Origin of the sequence: Acinetobacter sp. AYS6, assembly GCF_025630795.1 — a bacterium.
In the GTDB taxonomy this organism is placed as follows: Bacteria; Pseudomonadota; Gammaproteobacteria; order Pseudomonadales; family Moraxellaceae; genus Acinetobacter.
This window is the reverse complement of sequence record NZ_JAOTNV010000007.1, coordinates 334,291-349,966: the sequence shown is the minus strand read 5'-3', so window position 1 is coordinate 349,966 and position 15,676 is coordinate 334,291. Positions and strand designations below refer to the sequence as shown.

General features: G+C 39.2%; 16 protein-coding genes. 6 read left to right on the top strand and 10 right to left on the bottom strand.

Going from position 1 to position 15,676, the window contains the following annotated elements:
• Positions 1-16 precede the first annotated feature (16 nt).
• From OD757_RS12250 to puuE, 5 genes are all read right to left on the bottom strand, one after another.
• On the bottom strand, positions 17-742 hold the full coding sequence (locus OD757_RS12250; protein WP_191900299.1) for an outer membrane protein OmpK: 726 nt from the start codon (positions 740-742) through the stop codon (positions 17-19).
• A 121-nt stretch (positions 743-863) separates the two neighbouring features.
• Complete coding sequence (locus OD757_RS12245) at positions 864-2,231, bottom strand: nucleobase:cation symporter-2 family protein (protein WP_263032045.1); 1,368 nt, start codon at positions 2,229-2,231, stop codon at positions 864-866.
• Between the two features lie 25 nt (positions 2,232-2,256).
• Positions 2,257-2,580, bottom strand: coding sequence for a hydroxyisourate hydrolase (gene uraH / locus OD757_RS12240; RefSeq protein ID WP_263032044.1), 324 nt, complete (start codon positions 2,578-2,580; stop codon positions 2,257-2,259).
• On the bottom strand, positions 2,577-3,080 hold the full coding sequence (uraD, locus tag OD757_RS12235; protein ID WP_263032043.1) for a 2-oxo-4-hydroxy-4-carboxy-5-ureidoimidazoline decarboxylase: 504 nt from the start codon (positions 3,078-3,080) through the stop codon (positions 2,577-2,579). The genes uraH and uraD overlap by 4 nt, the downstream gene beginning before the upstream one ends.
• Before the next feature lie 99 nt (positions 3,081-3,179).
• Positions 3,180-4,145, bottom strand: a complete 966-nt coding sequence (gene puuE, locus OD757_RS12230) for an allantoinase PuuE (protein WP_263032042.1) — start codon at positions 4,143-4,145, stop codon at positions 3,180-3,182.
• A 252-nt stretch (positions 4,146-4,397) separates the two neighbouring features.
• Between puuE and OD757_RS12225 the strand changes: the two genes are divergently transcribed.
• From OD757_RS12225 to dsbD, 4 genes are all read left to right on the top strand, one after another.
• Positions 4,398-4,748 carry an HPF/RaiA family ribosome-associated protein gene (locus OD757_RS12225; RefSeq protein WP_004640014.1) on the top strand — a complete coding sequence of 117 codons (351 nt, stop codon included), beginning with the start codon at positions 4,398-4,400 and terminating at the stop codon, positions 4,746-4,748.
• 153 nt (positions 4,749-4,901) lie between these two features.
• Positions 4,902-5,447 (top strand): ankyrin repeat domain-containing protein, encoded by a 546-nt coding sequence (locus tag OD757_RS12220; RefSeq protein WP_009391363.1) that lies wholly within the window; start codon positions 4,902-4,904, stop codon positions 5,445-5,447.
• 12 nt (positions 5,448-5,459) lie between these two features.
• The gene (locus tag OD757_RS12215; RefSeq protein ID WP_263032041.1) at positions 5,460-6,227 is read left to right on the top strand and encodes a transporter; all 768 of its coding nucleotides are present in this window, start codon (positions 5,460-5,462) and stop codon (positions 6,225-6,227) included.
• Between the two features lie 19 nt (positions 6,228-6,246).
• Entirely contained in the window at positions 6,247-8,067 is a 1,821-nt protein-coding gene (gene dsbD, locus OD757_RS12210; RefSeq protein ID WP_263032040.1) for a protein-disulfide reductase DsbD, read from the top strand.
• Here dsbD and OD757_RS12205 read toward each other — a convergent pair.
• Together OD757_RS12205 and OD757_RS12200 are read right to left on the bottom strand one after the other, a co-directional pair.
• Entirely contained in the window at positions 8,062-9,255 is a 1,194-nt protein-coding gene (locus OD757_RS12205; RefSeq protein ID WP_263032039.1) for a GGDEF domain-containing protein, read from the bottom strand. The two genes, dsbD and OD757_RS12205, sit on opposite strands and share 6 nt — an antisense overlap.
• A gap of 174 nt (positions 9,256-9,429) precedes the next feature.
• The gene (locus OD757_RS12200; RefSeq protein WP_263032038.1) at positions 9,430-10,341 is read right to left on the bottom strand and encodes an alpha/beta hydrolase; all 912 of its coding nucleotides are present in this window, start codon (positions 10,339-10,341) and stop codon (positions 9,430-9,432) included.
• 152 nt (positions 10,342-10,493) lie between these two features.
• Here OD757_RS12200 and OD757_RS12195 point away from each other — a divergent pair, with 152 nt between their 5' ends.
• Positions 10,494-10,931, top strand: coding sequence for a DUF2147 domain-containing protein (locus tag OD757_RS12195; RefSeq protein WP_009391439.1), 438 nt, complete (start codon positions 10,494-10,496; stop codon positions 10,929-10,931).
• A 37-nt stretch (positions 10,932-10,968) separates the two neighbouring features.
• Here OD757_RS12195 and OD757_RS12190 read toward each other — a convergent pair whose 3' ends face one another.
• Together OD757_RS12190 and OD757_RS12185 are read right to left on the bottom strand one after the other, a co-directional pair.
• Positions 10,969-11,319: an arsenate reductase gene (locus tag OD757_RS12190; protein WP_263032037.1), complete on the bottom strand. Its 351-nt coding sequence runs from the start codon at positions 11,317-11,319 to the stop codon at positions 10,969-10,971.
• A 454-nt stretch (positions 11,320-11,773) separates the two neighbouring features.
• Positions 11,774-12,598, bottom strand: coding sequence for an exodeoxyribonuclease III (locus OD757_RS12185; protein WP_009391431.1), 825 nt, complete (start codon positions 12,596-12,598; stop codon positions 11,774-11,776).
• Positions 12,599-12,636: 38 nt separating this feature from the next.
• Between OD757_RS12185 and pyrE the strand changes: the two genes are divergently transcribed.
• Entirely contained in the window at positions 12,637-13,287 is a 651-nt protein-coding gene (gene pyrE / locus OD757_RS12180) for an orotate phosphoribosyltransferase (protein ID WP_263032036.1), read from the top strand.
• A 51-nt stretch (positions 13,288-13,338) separates the two neighbouring features.
• Here the strand turns inward: pyrE and OD757_RS12175 are convergent, their stop codons facing one another.
• Positions 13,339-15,528 (bottom strand): TonB-dependent receptor, encoded by a 2,190-nt coding sequence (locus tag OD757_RS12175; RefSeq protein WP_263032035.1) that lies wholly within the window; start codon positions 15,526-15,528, stop codon positions 13,339-13,341.
• Positions 15,529-15,676 lie beyond the last annotated feature (148 nt).

Sequence of the window (15,676 nt, the reverse complement as noted above, 5' to 3'; positions counted from 1 at the left end):
CTTCTAAATCAAAATTTTAGAAGTGGTATTTAACCAAAGCACTGACGTTATTTTCATCTCGGCCTTGTAGACCAAATTTATTATTCCATACAGAGTGCTCAATACCGAGGTATAGACGTGTATCAGGAGAAATGTGTTTACCTACATTCCATTTCCACTGAGTTGTCCAGTTCAACTCGCTGGCATGGTCTCCCTCAGCAGTTGACCAGTCAAGGAAACCATCTACCAAGAAATCTTCAGATGCGATTTTAAATGGAATGCCGTAAACGAATGTCATTTGATAATCGTCGTCAGTGTTCTCATTATTTGCACGGTAGAAGTTTAAATTCGCATATTGGAAATATGGGATATCTAAATCAACTGCAAAACCATAAAGGAAGTTATCGAAGTTATTGCCGTCTTCACTGTTACCTTCCCAAGTAGTACTAATGAGTACATCTTTGATTGGGCCATACGACAGTTTTTTACCAGACACTTCGCCTAAGCTTAAACGTGGTGATAACTCAAAGTAAGTACTCTTATGGTCATTTTCACCGCGCATGCGGTCCATAAAGAAAAACACATCAGCGTATTTAACTTTCGCTGCATATTCCAAAGTAATCGTGGTTTCTTTGTCATCTACAACTTCATAGTTTTCACCATAAAGTCCGGTCACGCTAAAATCTTGCCAGATTGGTTTTGCCTGAACCATGGCAGTTGCAGATAACAAGGCACAAGTCGCCGCAAGTTGCTTTAATTGCATTTAAATGATCTCCCCCCAAATAAAGCACGCTAAGGATACAGGGTCTTAAGCAAAAATGAAGCCAAATTTGATCAACGGTTAAAAAAAAGCCCACCGAAGTGGGGCGCTAAAAACTAAACCTTTAATGAGTATTTCTTGTGTTTATTGTTTGGCTTAAATGCGGGGTACGCGAGCTGCGAAATGAAGGTAAGTGATTAAATAATAAATTCAACAAGATAGCAAAAATACATGTTGAACTAATACCCGAATGGAACAAAGTTTGTACCCAAACTGGAAAATGAGCATAAAACTCATGGTTAATAATGGGGATCATCCCTGCTGATAAAGCGGTCGCGACAATAATTAAATTTTTCTGATCGTTATAATCTATTTTTGCCAAAGTACGAATTCCACTTGCTGCAACTGAACCAAATAAGATCAAACCCGCACCACCAAGTACGGGCATTGGAATCGCTGCAATCAAACGACCCATAATAGGGAGTAGGCCCAAAATAATGAGAATGACACCACCTGCTGCGACTACAAAGCGACTTTTGATACCTGTAATGGCAACTAACCCAACATTTTGGGCGAAAGCGCTTTGCATGAACGAACCAAAGATAGGTGCGAAAGCACTCGAAAACATATCGGCACGTACGCCATTGGCGATCCGTTTCGCGTCGACTTCAGTTCCTACAATATCTCCGACAGCAATAATATCGGCTGTCGTTTCAGTCATAATGACCAAAGTTACAATCAACATCGACAAGATTGCACTAAGCTCGAAAGTAGGCAAGCCAAATGCAAATAAGTGTGGAAATTGCAGCCATGCACCTGAACTCACCTGACTAAAATCACCAAAACCCATAAAGTAGGCGAGGGTGGTACCAGCAACAATAGCCAACAAAATTGATAAGCGGCGAATGCTTGCTTGCGGCAGCATATTCAGAACAATCACAATACCTAAGGTCAGTAAGGCTAAAGAGATATTTTCTACGCTACCCCAGTCAGGTGCTTTGTTGTTGCCACCCATCATCCAGCGAATCGCAACGGGTAACAGCGATAGCCCAATAATCGTGATGACGCATCCAGTCACAACGGGTGGGAAAAACCGAATAATTTTTGAAAAATAAGGTGCAAGGCATAGTCCAATTAGAGAGGCGACAATCACCGCACCGTAAACAGCAGGTAAGCCTCCCCCAGTGGTGATAATGGCGACCATGGTTGCCACGCCAGCAAAAGATACACCCTGAACCAAAGGTAACTTAGCGCCTAGATATTTCGTCCCAATGGTCTGAATCAGTGTTGCCAACCCACCTACAAATAGGGCGGCTGCGATTAACATTCCGACTTGTGCTGAGCTTAAGCCTGCCGCTGTTCCAATAATCAGTGGCGGGGCTACAATACCACCATACATGGTCAGCACATGCTGTAAGCCGTAAGCAAAACTTTTGGATATTCCTAAATATTCATGCTCTGGAGAAATCGCATTCTTTTGCTGATGATTCATATTTTTCTCCTATTTATATTCTGAGTTAGCTACCGCGATAAGTGGAGTAAGCAAACGGGCTGATCAGTAATGGAATGTGATAATGCTGATTGATGTCTTCTATAAAAAATTGAATGCAAACACGCGGGAAAAAAGTTTTGACTTGCTGAGATGAAAAATAAGGCGCAATTTCAAATTCAAGTTGATAAGCACCTTTTGCAAAATCTTTTATTCCAAAATTACCCACTCGACCGTCTGGGTTAGTGGTTGCTGTCGCTAGCAGCTCATGAGTTTCTGCATGAAACAATTTCACTTCTACGTCGGCCGCTGGTTTGCCTAAATTCGTATCTAAAATATGAGTGCTGATCATGCTTGTATTTCCTGAGATAGACGTAATAGAGCAATCGCTGCAAGTTGCTGATGTACAATTACTTTTTCGATAGCTAAGTCATGTTGTAAGCGTTCATGTAGCTTTTTTAAAATCTCATCGCTACTAAGGCCCGCTGCTTTAATTAAAAAAATAAAGCCAAACTTCTGTTCATAATCGAGATTGCCTTGTAGCAGAGCCTTTTGTGTCTGTTCATCTAAGGAAATGCCAGCTTGTTCCTGATTTGAAAAATCTTGCTCTTTTGCATTGAGTTGTTTTTTTGCTTGTCGTTCACCAATTTTTGGGTGAGTTGCTAAAGCAGTTTCAATGTCTTGCCATGACCACATTTGACTTAAATTTTCTGCATGCTCTAAAAGAGATGCTTTTGATGAATAGGGGCGTTTTGAGATGATTTTCTCAGCCCATGCTGGAATGTGGACACAGTTTTTTAACAAAGTCTTGAGTTGTTCGGGTGGGGCTTGATTAAACTCGGCTAAAAACACTGTTATTCCTAAACTCGTTGTTGTGATATAGATTTTTAGCAATAACAGTGCCAATAGTGGTTTATGTGTCTCTTATGAATTTGGAAAATTAAAAATTGATTATTTAGTTATGTGATTTTTATACCAATGCTGCGCAATGTCTTGACGACGACAGATCCAGACTCGATCGTGCATTTGAATGTAGTCGAGAAATTTTTGTAGTGCTTTAAAACGACCTGGACGCCCTAAAATACGGCAGTGCATTCCAATCGACATCATTTTTGGTGCAGTTTCACCTTCTGCATACAGCACATCAAAACTATCTTTTAAATATTGAAAAAACTGTTCTGAATTATTAAAGCCACCAGGCGAGCAGAACTTCATGTCGTTACATTCTAAGGTATAAGGAATAATTAGATGAGGGCGCGATGCACCAGCCGTATCGGTAAGCGTTGTCCAAAAAGGCAGATCATCGCCATAATAATCAGAGTCGTATTGTAGTTGTGGAAACTCTGCAAGTAACTGACGAGTATTGGGACTATCACGTCCGGTGTACCAACCTATCACTTTATTTTCAAACAAGTTTTCTAAAACAGATAAAGCTTGTTCTATATGCTGTTTTTCTAACTCAATATCAGTATCTTGATAGTGAAGCCAGCGGTAGCCATGAGAAACCACATCATAATCAGCTTGCTTAATTGCTTCCACAATATGAGGGTTGCGGGCGAGCGCCATCGCAACTCCGAAAATAGTCATCGGGAGCTTACGTTTTTGAAATTCAGCATGAATGCGCCAAAAACCAGCACGTGAACCATATTCGTACATAGAGTCCATCGACATATGTTTAGCAGGGTAGCTTGCAGCGCCAATAATCTCTGATAAAAACTGTTCCGAGCCCTCATCGCCGTGCTCAATATGTTTTTCTCCACCTTCTTCATAATTAAGCACAAATTGCACTGCAACCTTAGCATTGTTAGGCCATTTAACCTGTGGAGGTTGCCCGTGATAACCGATTAAATCACGTGAATAAGGAGACTTTTGAATTTGCTCAATAAGCTCGGCTCCAGATAGATAAGATTTGGACACGATTGCTCTCCTTTTGTTCATTTTTTCATAAAAATTTAAAAAATCAGCTTGCATATTTTTATAGATGGACTGATATTGAAGATATGGAGATCTTCAAAATATATTAAAACCAGTACGTTTAAGTCAGGAGATAACAAACCATTACACCATCAAAATGTACAATTAAAGTCAGTTGATGCATGCTTAAAACATGCCAACATAAAAAAGTTTTGCATAGAAAAGATCCACAGTAAGAAAGAGAGGATGGTATTTATGAATATTGAAATCCGCACAGATAAAAACATCCATAATAGTGAACGTTTAATTACTTATGTACGTGCAGAACTTACTCAAGAATTCCAACGTCATAGCGAACGTATTACACATTTCTCGGTTCATTTTAGTGATGAAAATGGGGACAAAAGTGGTGACAAAGATATCCACTGTATGATTGAAGCACGTCCTTCAGGTTTGAAACCGGTTGCAGTGCACCATAAAGCAGGAAATATTGATGCTTCAATTCATGGCGCGATTGAAAAATTAAAACGTAGCCTCGAACATACTTTTGAGAAAAAAGAACACCCGAGAGGTGGGCAACCAGAATTCATTGATGATGAAGTTTAATTAAAAATGCTAAAAAGCCCTTCGGGGCTTTTTTTATATTTGATGAAAATAAAACTATTCACAACATTAGGTTTGCAATGCGATGCAATCAACCTCTAAAATCTGGATAAGAGATTAGGCATAATAGCCCTAATATATTTTTGAGAGATGGTCATGTTAACCACCCAGCAGCAAGCTTTAATTAAAGCCATAGAAGAATTAGAACTCGCGCAAGTGCAGAAATTACTTGCTGAAGGACTTGATCCGAACTTTATTGATCCGGAGCAAGGACCACCTGTGTCGATTATCTGTGACGGAATTTTTAAATGGTGGGAAAATGTATCGGAAGCTTATGAAGCTGGTACACCATTATCAAAAGAAGAAAAGCAACAAGCTTTACAAGTTTACCTCGATATTCTCGAAGCTTTGATTCAGGCCAAAGCCAATGTACACCTTTGGGATGCAGAAGAGTTTTATGGTCCGCTATGGGATGCAGCAAGCTCGGCATGCGCGCCAGCCGTTCAACGTTTACTCGATGAAAAAGTTGATCCAAACTCACGTGATGAAGAAGGTCTCACCATTTTATCTTCTATCAGTCAGTTGTTCTTTGATTGTGACTTTGATGAAATAGATTGGTCAGAATCGCTTGAAGAAGAGCGTGAAACATTAGAGTTATTGCGCCGTCATGGGGCTAAAATGACAAAAGAATTAACTGCTTGATTGGATATTAAAATGAAAATAGTACAAATTTTAACTTTTGCTCTGACTACTGTTGCTGCCGGAAGTACTTTCGCAGCAGAGTTTTCTTTTGACCGTCCAGGTTCAGGCTTTGGAACAGGGATCACACCAGTAGGTAAGTTAGCTTGGGAGCAAGGTTTACCTAGCGCAACTTATACAGAGTCGACTGTTAATGGCGTTAAAGAAAAGACCGTAACTGTAAATGAAGATATGCTATTCCGTACAGGTTTGGCTGATGGCTTAGAATTACAATTAGGGTGGCAAGGTCCAGCATGGACTCAAACCAAACGTGCTGGCAAAAAAACTGACAATTCAGGTTTTGGTGATGTAAGCATCGGTTTGAAAAAAGCAATTGATCTAGATGATGATAACTTATCAATGGCTGTTTTAGCTGAGGCTGTTATTGCAACAGGAAATGATGAATTTACTGCGCATGATGATATTTATAGCCTGAGTTCAGCGGTAGCTTATAAATATAATGACTTGGTAGGCACATCAATCACTATGCGCTACGAAGTACAAAATAGTAACTGGGCAGTAACTGCAATCCCAACGATTGACTATAAAATCGCAGGTAAGCTTTCTGGTTATTCAGAATTTGTTTATCGTAAAGCTGAAAGCCAAGACTATGAATATGGTTTAGGCACAGGTTTAGTCTATGCAGTTAATAATCGTACTCAGCTTGATGCAAGTGTAGGGGTTGATTTAGAGGGTCAAGACAAGAGCTACCGTGGTGGCTTAGGCGTGGCGTTCTTGTTCTAATCGAAGCAATTTAAATTTTATGTTAATGAAAAAGCCTATTCATCAGGGAATTCTTTATTTTCTAGCAGTTGCTGTTTGTCTATTTAGCCAGTTGGTTTCTGCACAAGATAAGCTACTCTCACCCGAACAAGCTTTTTCATTTTCGGTTGAATCTTCTGAGCCGCATACGGCGAATTTGTCTTGGCAAATTCAGCCAAATTACTATCTATATCAGCATAAATTTACCGTACAACAAGGTACGCAACCTTTAGCTTTAAAGTTACCTAAAGCGATTGCTCAATATGATGAAAATTATGGGCAAAGTGAGGTTTACTATCATCAAGTTAATTTTCAAATTAAGACTAAGCCTTCAGAACACTATAGCGTGACTTGGCAGGGCTGCGCAAAAGATCGTATTTGTTATCCGCCACAAACCATTGAGTTTCAAACTGATGCAGATGGCTTGGTTGGTGTACAAAATCAAGCAGGATCAGCGTCAAAACGATTGCTAGATTTGGCAAATACACAGTCCGACACTTCTTCAGATTCTTTAGAAAAAGAGCAAGATACAGAGACAACAGCTGTTACAACCACACCAGAAATTGCGCAAGATCAGATTTGGTCAGCCAAGTTAATTGAACACTCGCTGTGGTATGGGATTTTATTATTTCTCGGTTTAGGCATATTGCTCGCATTTACGCCATGTTCTTTACCAATGCTGCCTATTTTAACCTCATTAATTATTCGAGATCACAAAGGTTTAAAGGCTTGGACCATTGCACTTACTTTTGTTTGTAGCATGGCATTGGTTTATGCAGGTTTAGGTTTAATTGCTTCTTCGGCAGGTTTAAATTTCCAGCGCTGGTTACAACAACCTGCGACTTTAATTGCTTTTAGCTTGCTGTTTATTATCTTTGCTCTGAACCTATTTGGCTTATTTGAACTTCGTTTACCGCAAACATGGCTAAACCGACTTGACCGCATTCAGTCGATGCAACAAGGTGGCACTCTAGTGGGTGCGGGAGTCATGGGTGTGGTTTCTGCACTTTTGGTCGGTCCTTGTATGACTGCACCACTCGCTGGAACTTTATTATTTATTTCTCAAACACAAAACCAATGGCAAGGCGCTTTGCTTTTATTCTGTCTAGGTTTTGGAATGGGAATTCCGTTGCTATTAGCGAGCATATTAGGAGCAAAATTCCTACCTAAAGCGGGCAACTGGATGCATCAGATTAAAGTGATTTTTGCTTTTCTGATGTTGGGTTTAAGTCTCTACTTTATTCGTCCTTTATTGCCAGATTGGGGCATGCAAGTACTTAGTCTCCTATTAGGACTCGCTTTTATAGCTTATTCGCTTTATCAGCTTTTCTTGAAAAAAGGGCAGCTGCAATGGCTCTACGCGATCTTATTGTTAGTCGTTACACCTTTTGTAGCCTATAACCAATATCAACATATTCATAATCGAAATTTGCAAAGTTCTGAGCACATGGCGGAGTGGCATGTTGCAACGAGTGCGGCAGACTTCCAAAAGATTTTAGCAGCAGCGCCTGCTGATCGGGCGATTGTGGTGGATGTCTATGCAGACTGGTGTGTTGCTTGCCAACCGATTGAACACCGTATTTTAAAAGCGCCAGAGGTTCAGTCTGCTCTTGCACCTTACTATTTGATTAAGCTGGATTTGAGCCATTATGACCAATCACATGAAGCTCTACTCAAGCAATGGAATATTTTAGGACCACCGACTTATCTATTTTTAAGCCCAGAGCAAAAAGAAATTCGTGCGTTACGTTTAACTGGGGCCTTTAGTCAGCAAGAACTTTTGCAGCAACTCGCGAGTTTGGCGAAGCTAAAAAAATCATAGTGTCTGAATAGCTTCGGTCTGATGAAATGTACGGACCTGATTACGTCCTGAAGCTTTTACCGCGTAGAGTGCTTGATCAGCCTGTCGAATAACAAGATAAGGGTCCTGTGCAAAAGCTGAACTGCTGATTCCAAAACTAGCACTAATATGGATGGGATTATTTTGAGTGCTACAAACAGGTAATTCTTGCAAAGCCTGGCGACAGCGCTCAGCAATTTTTTCCGCTTGAATAATATCCGTATGGGGGAGTAATAAAATAAACTCCTCTCCACCAAATCGACCAATAATATCTTCATTGCGCAAGTGTTCAGAAAGACATTGCGCTATTTCAATTAAGACCTGATCACCTTGATGATGTCCATATATATCATTAATTTTTTTAAAATGGTCGATATCAAGAAGGACTATTGCATAGTCAACTTGCTGTTGGTGCATTGATTCTAAATGAGTGTTTAAACTACGCCTGTTTAATACATTCGTTAATGGGTCAAGTTGGCTTAAGCGTTGAATATAAGTTTCTCTTTGACGCCATTGGGTGAGTAATATTTCAAATAAAATAAAACAGGCCAATAAAATCGGCATAATAAAAAATGCCATGCTTCCCAACCAAAAGGGGTTAGTTTGAGCATGTTCCATAGCTTTAAAATTAAATAAAGGGGCATAAAGCAAAGCACCTTTCATACTCAAATAAGTACATACGGTTAAAATAATTGTCGCAGGTATAAGAGCGCTATAAACAATTTTTCGGTCAAATAACACAAGTCCCACACCAATGGTGCCGACATAACCCACCATGGTGGCGGGGCTAATACTGCCAATTAAATATCCATCGTGGCATAGCATAAGCGTAAAAAATTGCACACTAACGAAAGGAATAATTCTTTGAGCTTGTTCATCATTTTTATAGCGATAGCAGGGGATAATCAAAAGACCCAATAAAAGTAAGGTCAATAAATTGAGCCAGAGCTGTGATTCAACTAAAGGTAAATGTGCCCATCGCCAGACACTTGGTGTGATTAGAATATAACCTTTCCATAAAATCCAACTGAAATTCATGGCACAGGCAAGTGTGAGCATGAGAGCGCTTTTTTGTAATGGCGTCCAGTTAATGATGTGATTATTGTGGATGAAATCGATTATCACCTGTTTTGTTCTTTGTATTGGATGAGTGATTAAACGATTTTTCATAGTAAGTAAGGGCTCCTAAATATAGATGCCTCTTTGTTAGACCATCCTAAAATTGGATTGTTTAAATAATTTATGTTTTAAACATAACATGATTTTCAATTTAAGCATGATGACTTTTTATAAAGTAAATGATGTGAAAAGTTCTGTTCACTATTCACATCATTCATAGATAAATTAAGTTTTATCGAGTTCATGAGCAAACTCAGCAATATCTGCCAATGCTTGTTTTGCCTCATCAAACCATGCGTTAAACATCTGGAAGTTATGCCACATGCCTGTATAAAGTTTGAATTGAACTTTAACGCCGGCATCTTCGGCTTTTTCTTTAAAACGCTTGGCATCATCTAATAATATTTCTTTAGAACCCACTTGAACCAAAGTTGGTGGTAGCCCATGCAAGTCATCGAAAATAGGTGAAACCCGTGGGTCGTCGGCTGCAATATGATTGCCTATATAGTATTGAGTTCCTGTTTGAAGAGCTTCAATAGACAATAAGGCATCATGTTTTCTGTTAAATCTAAGAGACTCGCTGGTGAGCGTTAAATCCAAAAATGGAGATAGTAAAATCAGACCACTCGGCATGAGTTCAGGTTGTTCTTTTAAGCGTAAACAAAGCGCCAGTGCTAAATTTGCTCCGCATGAATCACCCGATAAAATAATATCTTTAGGTTGAATACCTTGTACCATTAAAGATTGATAGATGTCATACAGAGCTTCAGTTGCCTCAGGATATGGATGCTCTGGTGCAAGAGGATAGTCCACATGAATAATCTGCATCTGGGTGCGAGCAGCTAAATCCGTCATGAAAGCATGATGGGTTTTGACACTGCCAAGAAAAAATGCGCCGCCGTGAATGTGAAAAATCAGTTGAGTGGCAGAATCTTGTGGCTTGATTTCTTCACCTTTAATGCCTGCTAGCCGAATCGGGCGAACAGAAACATTTTTTTGTCGTGGGAAAGCACGACACATCTGATCTAGAACGGGACGTAAGGCGGTAGCCGGCAAATTTAGCTGACTTGGCTTGCGAATTGTTGTTTTAAGAAAAGTTTCTGTAAAGTAATATTTCCAAACATTTGATATATTCATAGAGCATCCATTTTTATGCTAGTTTCTTGTTTTCTTGTAAATTTTATTTTGCAAGATTACAAGGTTACACGAAACAGTCACATTCAAAAATTGCAATATCTTTGCGACTTCTGAATACTAAAAATCTTGAAAGACCCAAGGATATTACAAAAATGAAAAAGATTGCTTTAGCTTTAGGACTCATTGGTATGGCTGCATTTGCCAATGCGGCTGATTCACTCAATGGAACGGTATGGAAAACAATTGATGATCAGACCAACAAGCCAAAAGCCGTAGTTAAATTCACGGAACAGAAGGATGGAACCTTAACTGCAACCATTCAAAATATTTTGACACCAGGCGAAGAAAACGCTTGTACAAAATGTGAAGGTCCGTACAAAAACAAACCACTTAAAGGTGTCACCATTGTACATAATTTAAAAAATGTAGGTGGTAACAGTTATGAAAACGGTACGATTTTAGACCCAAAATCTGGTAAAACTTACAAACTGAAAGGTGAGTTGGCAGATGGCGGTAAGAAGCTTAAATTGCGTGGTTATATTGGTGTTTCTGCGCTTGGTCGTAACCAAACGTGGATTCGCGCTAACTAAAAGATTCAATAAAAAACGAGCCATTGGGCTCGTTTTTTTATGCTTGGATATTTTGATAAGTTGTTTCATCAAAACCTACAATAAAACCTTGTGAGGTTTGTAAAACAGGTCTTTTAATTAAACTTGGTTGGGCAATGAGCGCTTCAATCAGGTTATCTTCACTGCTTAATGCGCGATTTTGTTCTTCTTCTGAAAGCTTACGCCAAGTCGTTCCTTTTTTATTTAGAACTGTATCTTGTCCAATTTCTTTTAACCAGATTTTTAAAGTATCTGCATCAATTCCTTGTTTTTTATAATCGTGAAAATCATAGCTAAATTCTTTAGCTTGCAAAGCATCAAATGCTTTTTTCATTGAGTTGCAGTTTTTAATTCCATAAATTTTTAACATTTTATCGGACCATGTCAAAAAGAGAGAGCACACAGCCTAACTCAAAACGCATTTGAGCACTACTTTATACAGATACTTTTAAAACAAATGAAAAATAATGATTAATCAAAAGAGAAATGTCATGTTATTGTCATAAGACAAAGCGATAATGAGCTTAATAAGAAGAAGTTAAAACTAAAAGAACTTAGCGCAAAAAATAAGAGATTGAAAAGAGAAAACCCGCATTTAATCATCCTGATCATGCGGGTCTCATTTCAACGTCCAATGTCACATCCTTGCAAATAAACTTATCATAAGTTTATTTTATCTTCCTACGGCGTCCTATCCTTTTGCGTCATCCTGACTGCTTCCCTGTGCCGTGGGGCTATAATGCCGTTAAAGCTGTGTAAGAAAAATACTCAAAAACGACATATGCTGTAAGCGAAAACGACAATGTAAGTGAACAACTGTTCACTTATTCTTGAATTTTATAGTCGATAATAACGGGTGCGTGGTCGCTAAACCATTGATCTTTAAAGACCCATGCATTGGTTGTACGCGCTTTCCAGTCTGGAGAGCATGCATGATAGTCAATACGCCATCCTACATTTTTTGCGCGAGCTTGCCCTCGATTTGACCACCATGAATAAAGTTCTGCTTCGGGGCGAACTACACGGAATGTATCGACATAGCCAAGTTCATCGTAAATATGATCAAGCCATGCACGCTCATGTGGTAAACAGCCAGATGATTTTTGATTACCTGACCAGTTTTTAATATCAATACGTTTATGAACAATATTGTAGTCGCCACAAATAATGACTGACTTATTTTCATCACGCCATTGTTTCAAGATCTTTGCGTATTCACCTAAAAATAAATCTTTACGTGCCTGCGCTTCTTCACCACTTGAGCCTGAAGGTAAGTATAATGACGCAATATGTACCGGATGTGACAAACCTAAATCGAATTCAGCAGAAATAAAGCGGCCTTGACTGTCAGCCAGTTCAAACCCTAAACCGTCTTTAACAGAGACAAAGGGTAAGCGGCTATATATGGCAGTCCCTGCGTAGCCTGCACGCTCTGCTGGAAAGAGATGGGTATGCCATCCTTCGGGTCTAAATTTTTCAGTCCATTGTTCATGGGTAATGCGGCTTTCCTGCATGCATACGACATCGGCATCTGATTGTTCTAACCATTCAAGTAAGCCTTTCGTTACTGAAGAACGCAAGCCATTTACGTTAATGGAAACGACTCGAAGAATTTTTACATCACTTGGATACTGATCCTTTGGTATCATGCGAAAATTTAACCTCAATTGTGAATTTGGAGCACCTCATGACAACGCCTGTGTCATTTAACCCGCAAGCATTTATCGAACTCGCATTATCACGCGGTGTGCTTAAATTTGGTGAGTTTACTTTAAAATCTGGACGCGTGAGTCCTTATTTTTTTAATGCAGGCCTACTCAACGATGGTGAAGCTTTATCTCTTTTAGCACAAGGCTATGCCGATAAATTAACACAATGTGAAAATGTTGATGTGATTTTTGGGCCGGCTTACAAGGGGATTCCATTTGTAGCGGCAACTGCTGTTGCTTTGTCGCAAACACATAACAAAAGTGTGCCATGGGGCTTTAACCGTAAAGAAGCTAAAGATCATGGTGAAGGCGGTGTTTTAGTGGGTGCGGCGGTTGAAGGTAAAAAAGTCTGGATTATTGATGACGTAATTACTGCAGGTACAGCGATTCGTGAAGTTGTAACGATTTTGAAAAATGCTGGCGCAACTATTGCGGGTGTTTTGGTGGCATTAGATCGTCAAGAATGTGGTCAAGGTGAGCTTTCAGCAATTCAAGAAGTTCAAAAAGAATTAGAAATTCCTGTACATGCACTCATTACCATGAAAGATTTAATGGATTATTTAGAAGAGAAAGGCGAAAAAGAAGCCCTAGCAAATATGCAAGCTTATCGCGAGAAATACGGTATCTAAAAAAGAAAAAGGCATACACCTAAAATAGGGGTATGCCTTTTTAATATTTACTTAGAACTGATAATTCAAACGTAATAACACATTACGTGGTGTGCCTGGCATGCTATCTGAGCGCCAGTACTCTTTATTGGTTAAGTTATTCACTGCGAGCGTAACGTTCCATGGGGCTGCACTATAGCCAATTGCTGCATCAACACGGTTAAAGCCTTCCATTTTGACTTGATTATTAATATTTGGATAATACGAGCCGACATAGGTCACGCCCACCTCGGTATACCACTGCTCAGTTGGTAAATAGCGAATAAATAAATTACCTGTGTTTTTAGATGTGTTGGCTAAAGAGTTACCTTCTTGTTCAGGCTTTTGTTTGTCTTCTTTTACTTTTGCATCTGTATAGCCATAACCACCGCGGACAAAGACATTATCAAGTACGCGACCAATAAAGCTAAATTCAAGACCACGAGATTGATGCTGTCCCGCAGTTGCCCATACCTCTGGTTGACTGTCAGGGTTTGGTTTATAGCGAATATTATTTTTACGAATATCAAAGACAGAAAATTGAGTATTTAAACGATTATCTAACCATTCACTTTTTACACCCACTTCATATTGCTCGTTATATTGAGGCTCTTTATCCATTTTTGTGACATCGGTGCTTCCAGTAACTTGGTTAACACCCATTTGTCCACCAAACGGTGCAAAGCTTTTAGAGTAAGAGGTATAAAAGCTATGTTCCGGAAGCGGTTGCCATACCAAACCAACATTCGGGCTAAAGCTGCCATCTTTTACATTACGGTGTTCATTAGTTAATTTGTTAGTGGTTGAAAAGTCAAAGTAATCGTAGCGGACACCCATCATCAGTTTAAGTTGGTCATTTAGACCAATTAAATCCTGCATAAATACGCCGTAAGTTGTGCCTTCATTATAGTTATGCTGTCTCATCACTAATGGGCCATTGCCACGACTATATTCACGTTCACCTGTGAATGGATTAACGTAGCCGTAAATAGATCCATTTTTGGTAGCGTTCGCTAGATGTGGTTCTCTTTGCTCATAAGTCCAGTCTGTACCCATCATGATTTGATGTTCAAGTTGGCCTGTTTTGAACTTGCCCTTAATATCAAATGTATTGGTGGTGGTCTTATTGCTGGTTTGCTGCCAGTAGTAAATTTGATTGATGTAACCTTTTTTAGTGGTGCATGCTTCACCTTTCAAACTTTTTCCATCTAACCCACAATAAGTGCCAAAGTAAAAGTGGTCAAAGTTTTGTTCTGCTTGTCGGTAACTTGCTGCCCAGTGAAAGTTCCAATCAGGCGCATATTGATAATTCACATCGGTACGCACAACTTGCAAGATATCATCAACATAATCGCCGTCTTGGGCAAATCCCATTTTAATTGAGGTTCCCGCAGGCAAGTTTTCATATGCTGGACCACGATCAGGTACACGACCTAATTTGTCATAGGTATATTGTGTAGTCCAAGTGAGTGTTCCATCATCATTTTTATAAGTGAAGCTTGGTGAAAACATTTCAATTTTATTTTCAATGCCAGAGCGGAAGCTTCCTGACTCACTATATTCTCCAGTCAAACGTATTGCTAAATTGTCATTAATGACTTGATTGATGTCAGCAGTGGTTCCGTAGTTATCGTAAGAACCTGCGTACGCACCAACTGAACTTTTAGAGTCAAAATTGGCGAACTTACTCACCATATTTACAACCCCGCCACCAGAACTACGGCCATATAAAACAGAAGCGGGGCCTTTTAAAATTTCAATACGTTCGATATTTGCTGTACTACGACGTACTTGTCCGCTTTCACGTATGCCATCACGGTAAATATCACCTGTATCGGCACCAAAGCCACGAATCGTGATGCCGTCACCGCGCATATCGTAATTGGTTGATACGCCAGGGGTGCCTTGCAACATAACGCTTAAATCATTCGATCCATAAATTTTATATTTCTGAACATCAATGGTATCAACGGTTTGAGGGATATCTTTTTTATCTAAACCATTACGTGTGACATTGGCTTTGTCATAATCGATATAGCTTTTAATCGGGTCGAGCTCACTCATGGCCTCGATTTTTATGGTTGGCATGGTGGCTGCGGCTTTTGATGAGGATTCAATCAATTCCTCGGCGTTAGCACCTTGAATATTTAAAATCATTAAACTGAGTAAGCTCAGTGGGAAAAGACGCTTAATTTGGGGAGATGATATAGAAATTCTTAACATAAAAATAAAATCAATTAACAAAAATAAAAGTATAAATGATAATTATAATCATTTAATTGTTTAGAATAAAAGAACTATTGCCTCAAAAAATGACATATTTATTTTTTAATAACTATTTTTTAGGAATGTAATGAGTAAATTAAGCAAA

Excerpts from the sequence above, each read along its gene's own strand:
- OD757_RS12250 (WP_191900299.1), bottom strand. The coding sequence starts at position 742 with ATGCAATTAAAGCAACTTGCGGCGACTTGTGCCTTGTTATCTGCAACT.
- OD757_RS12245 (WP_263032045.1), bottom strand. The coding sequence starts at position 2,231 with ATGAATCATCAGCAAAAGAATGCGATTTCTCCAGAGCATGAATATTTA.
- uraH (WP_263032044.1), bottom strand. The coding sequence starts at position 2,580 with ATGATCAGCACTCATATTTTAGATACGAATTTAGGCAAACCAGCGGCC.
- OD757_RS12225 (WP_004640014.1), top strand. The coding sequence starts at position 4,398 with ATGAATATTGAAATCCGCACAGATAAAAACATCCATAATAGTGAACGT.
- OD757_RS12220 (WP_009391363.1), top strand. The coding sequence starts at position 4,902 with ATGTTAACCACCCAGCAGCAAGCTTTAATTAAAGCCATAGAAGAATTA.
- OD757_RS12215 (WP_263032041.1), top strand. The coding sequence starts at position 5,460 with ATGAAAATAGTACAAATTTTAACTTTTGCTCTGACTACTGTTGCTGCC.
- dsbD (WP_263032040.1), top strand. The coding sequence starts at position 6,247 with ATGTTAATGAAAAAGCCTATTCATCAGGGAATTCTTTATTTTCTAGCA.
- OD757_RS12205 (WP_263032039.1), bottom strand. The coding sequence starts at position 9,255 with ATGAAAAATCGTTTAATCACTCATCCAATACAAAGAACAAAACAGGTG.
- OD757_RS12200 (WP_263032038.1), bottom strand. The coding sequence starts at position 10,341 with ATGAATATATCAAATGTTTGGAAATATTACTTTACAGAAACTTTTCTT.
- OD757_RS12195 (WP_009391439.1), top strand. The coding sequence starts at position 10,494 with ATGAAAAAGATTGCTTTAGCTTTAGGACTCATTGGTATGGCTGCATTT.
- OD757_RS12190 (WP_263032037.1), bottom strand. The coding sequence starts at position 11,319 with ATGTTAAAAATTTATGGAATTAAAAACTGCAACTCAATGAAAAAAGCA.
- OD757_RS12185 (WP_009391431.1), bottom strand. The coding sequence starts at position 12,598 with ATGATACCAAAGGATCAGTATCCAAGTGATGTAAAAATTCTTCGAGTC.
- pyrE (WP_263032036.1), top strand. The coding sequence starts at position 12,637 with ATGACAACGCCTGTGTCATTTAACCCGCAAGCATTTATCGAACTCGCA.
- OD757_RS12175 (WP_263032035.1), bottom strand. The coding sequence starts at position 15,528 with ATGTTAAGAATTTCTATATCATCTCCCCAAATTAAGCGTCTTTTCCCA.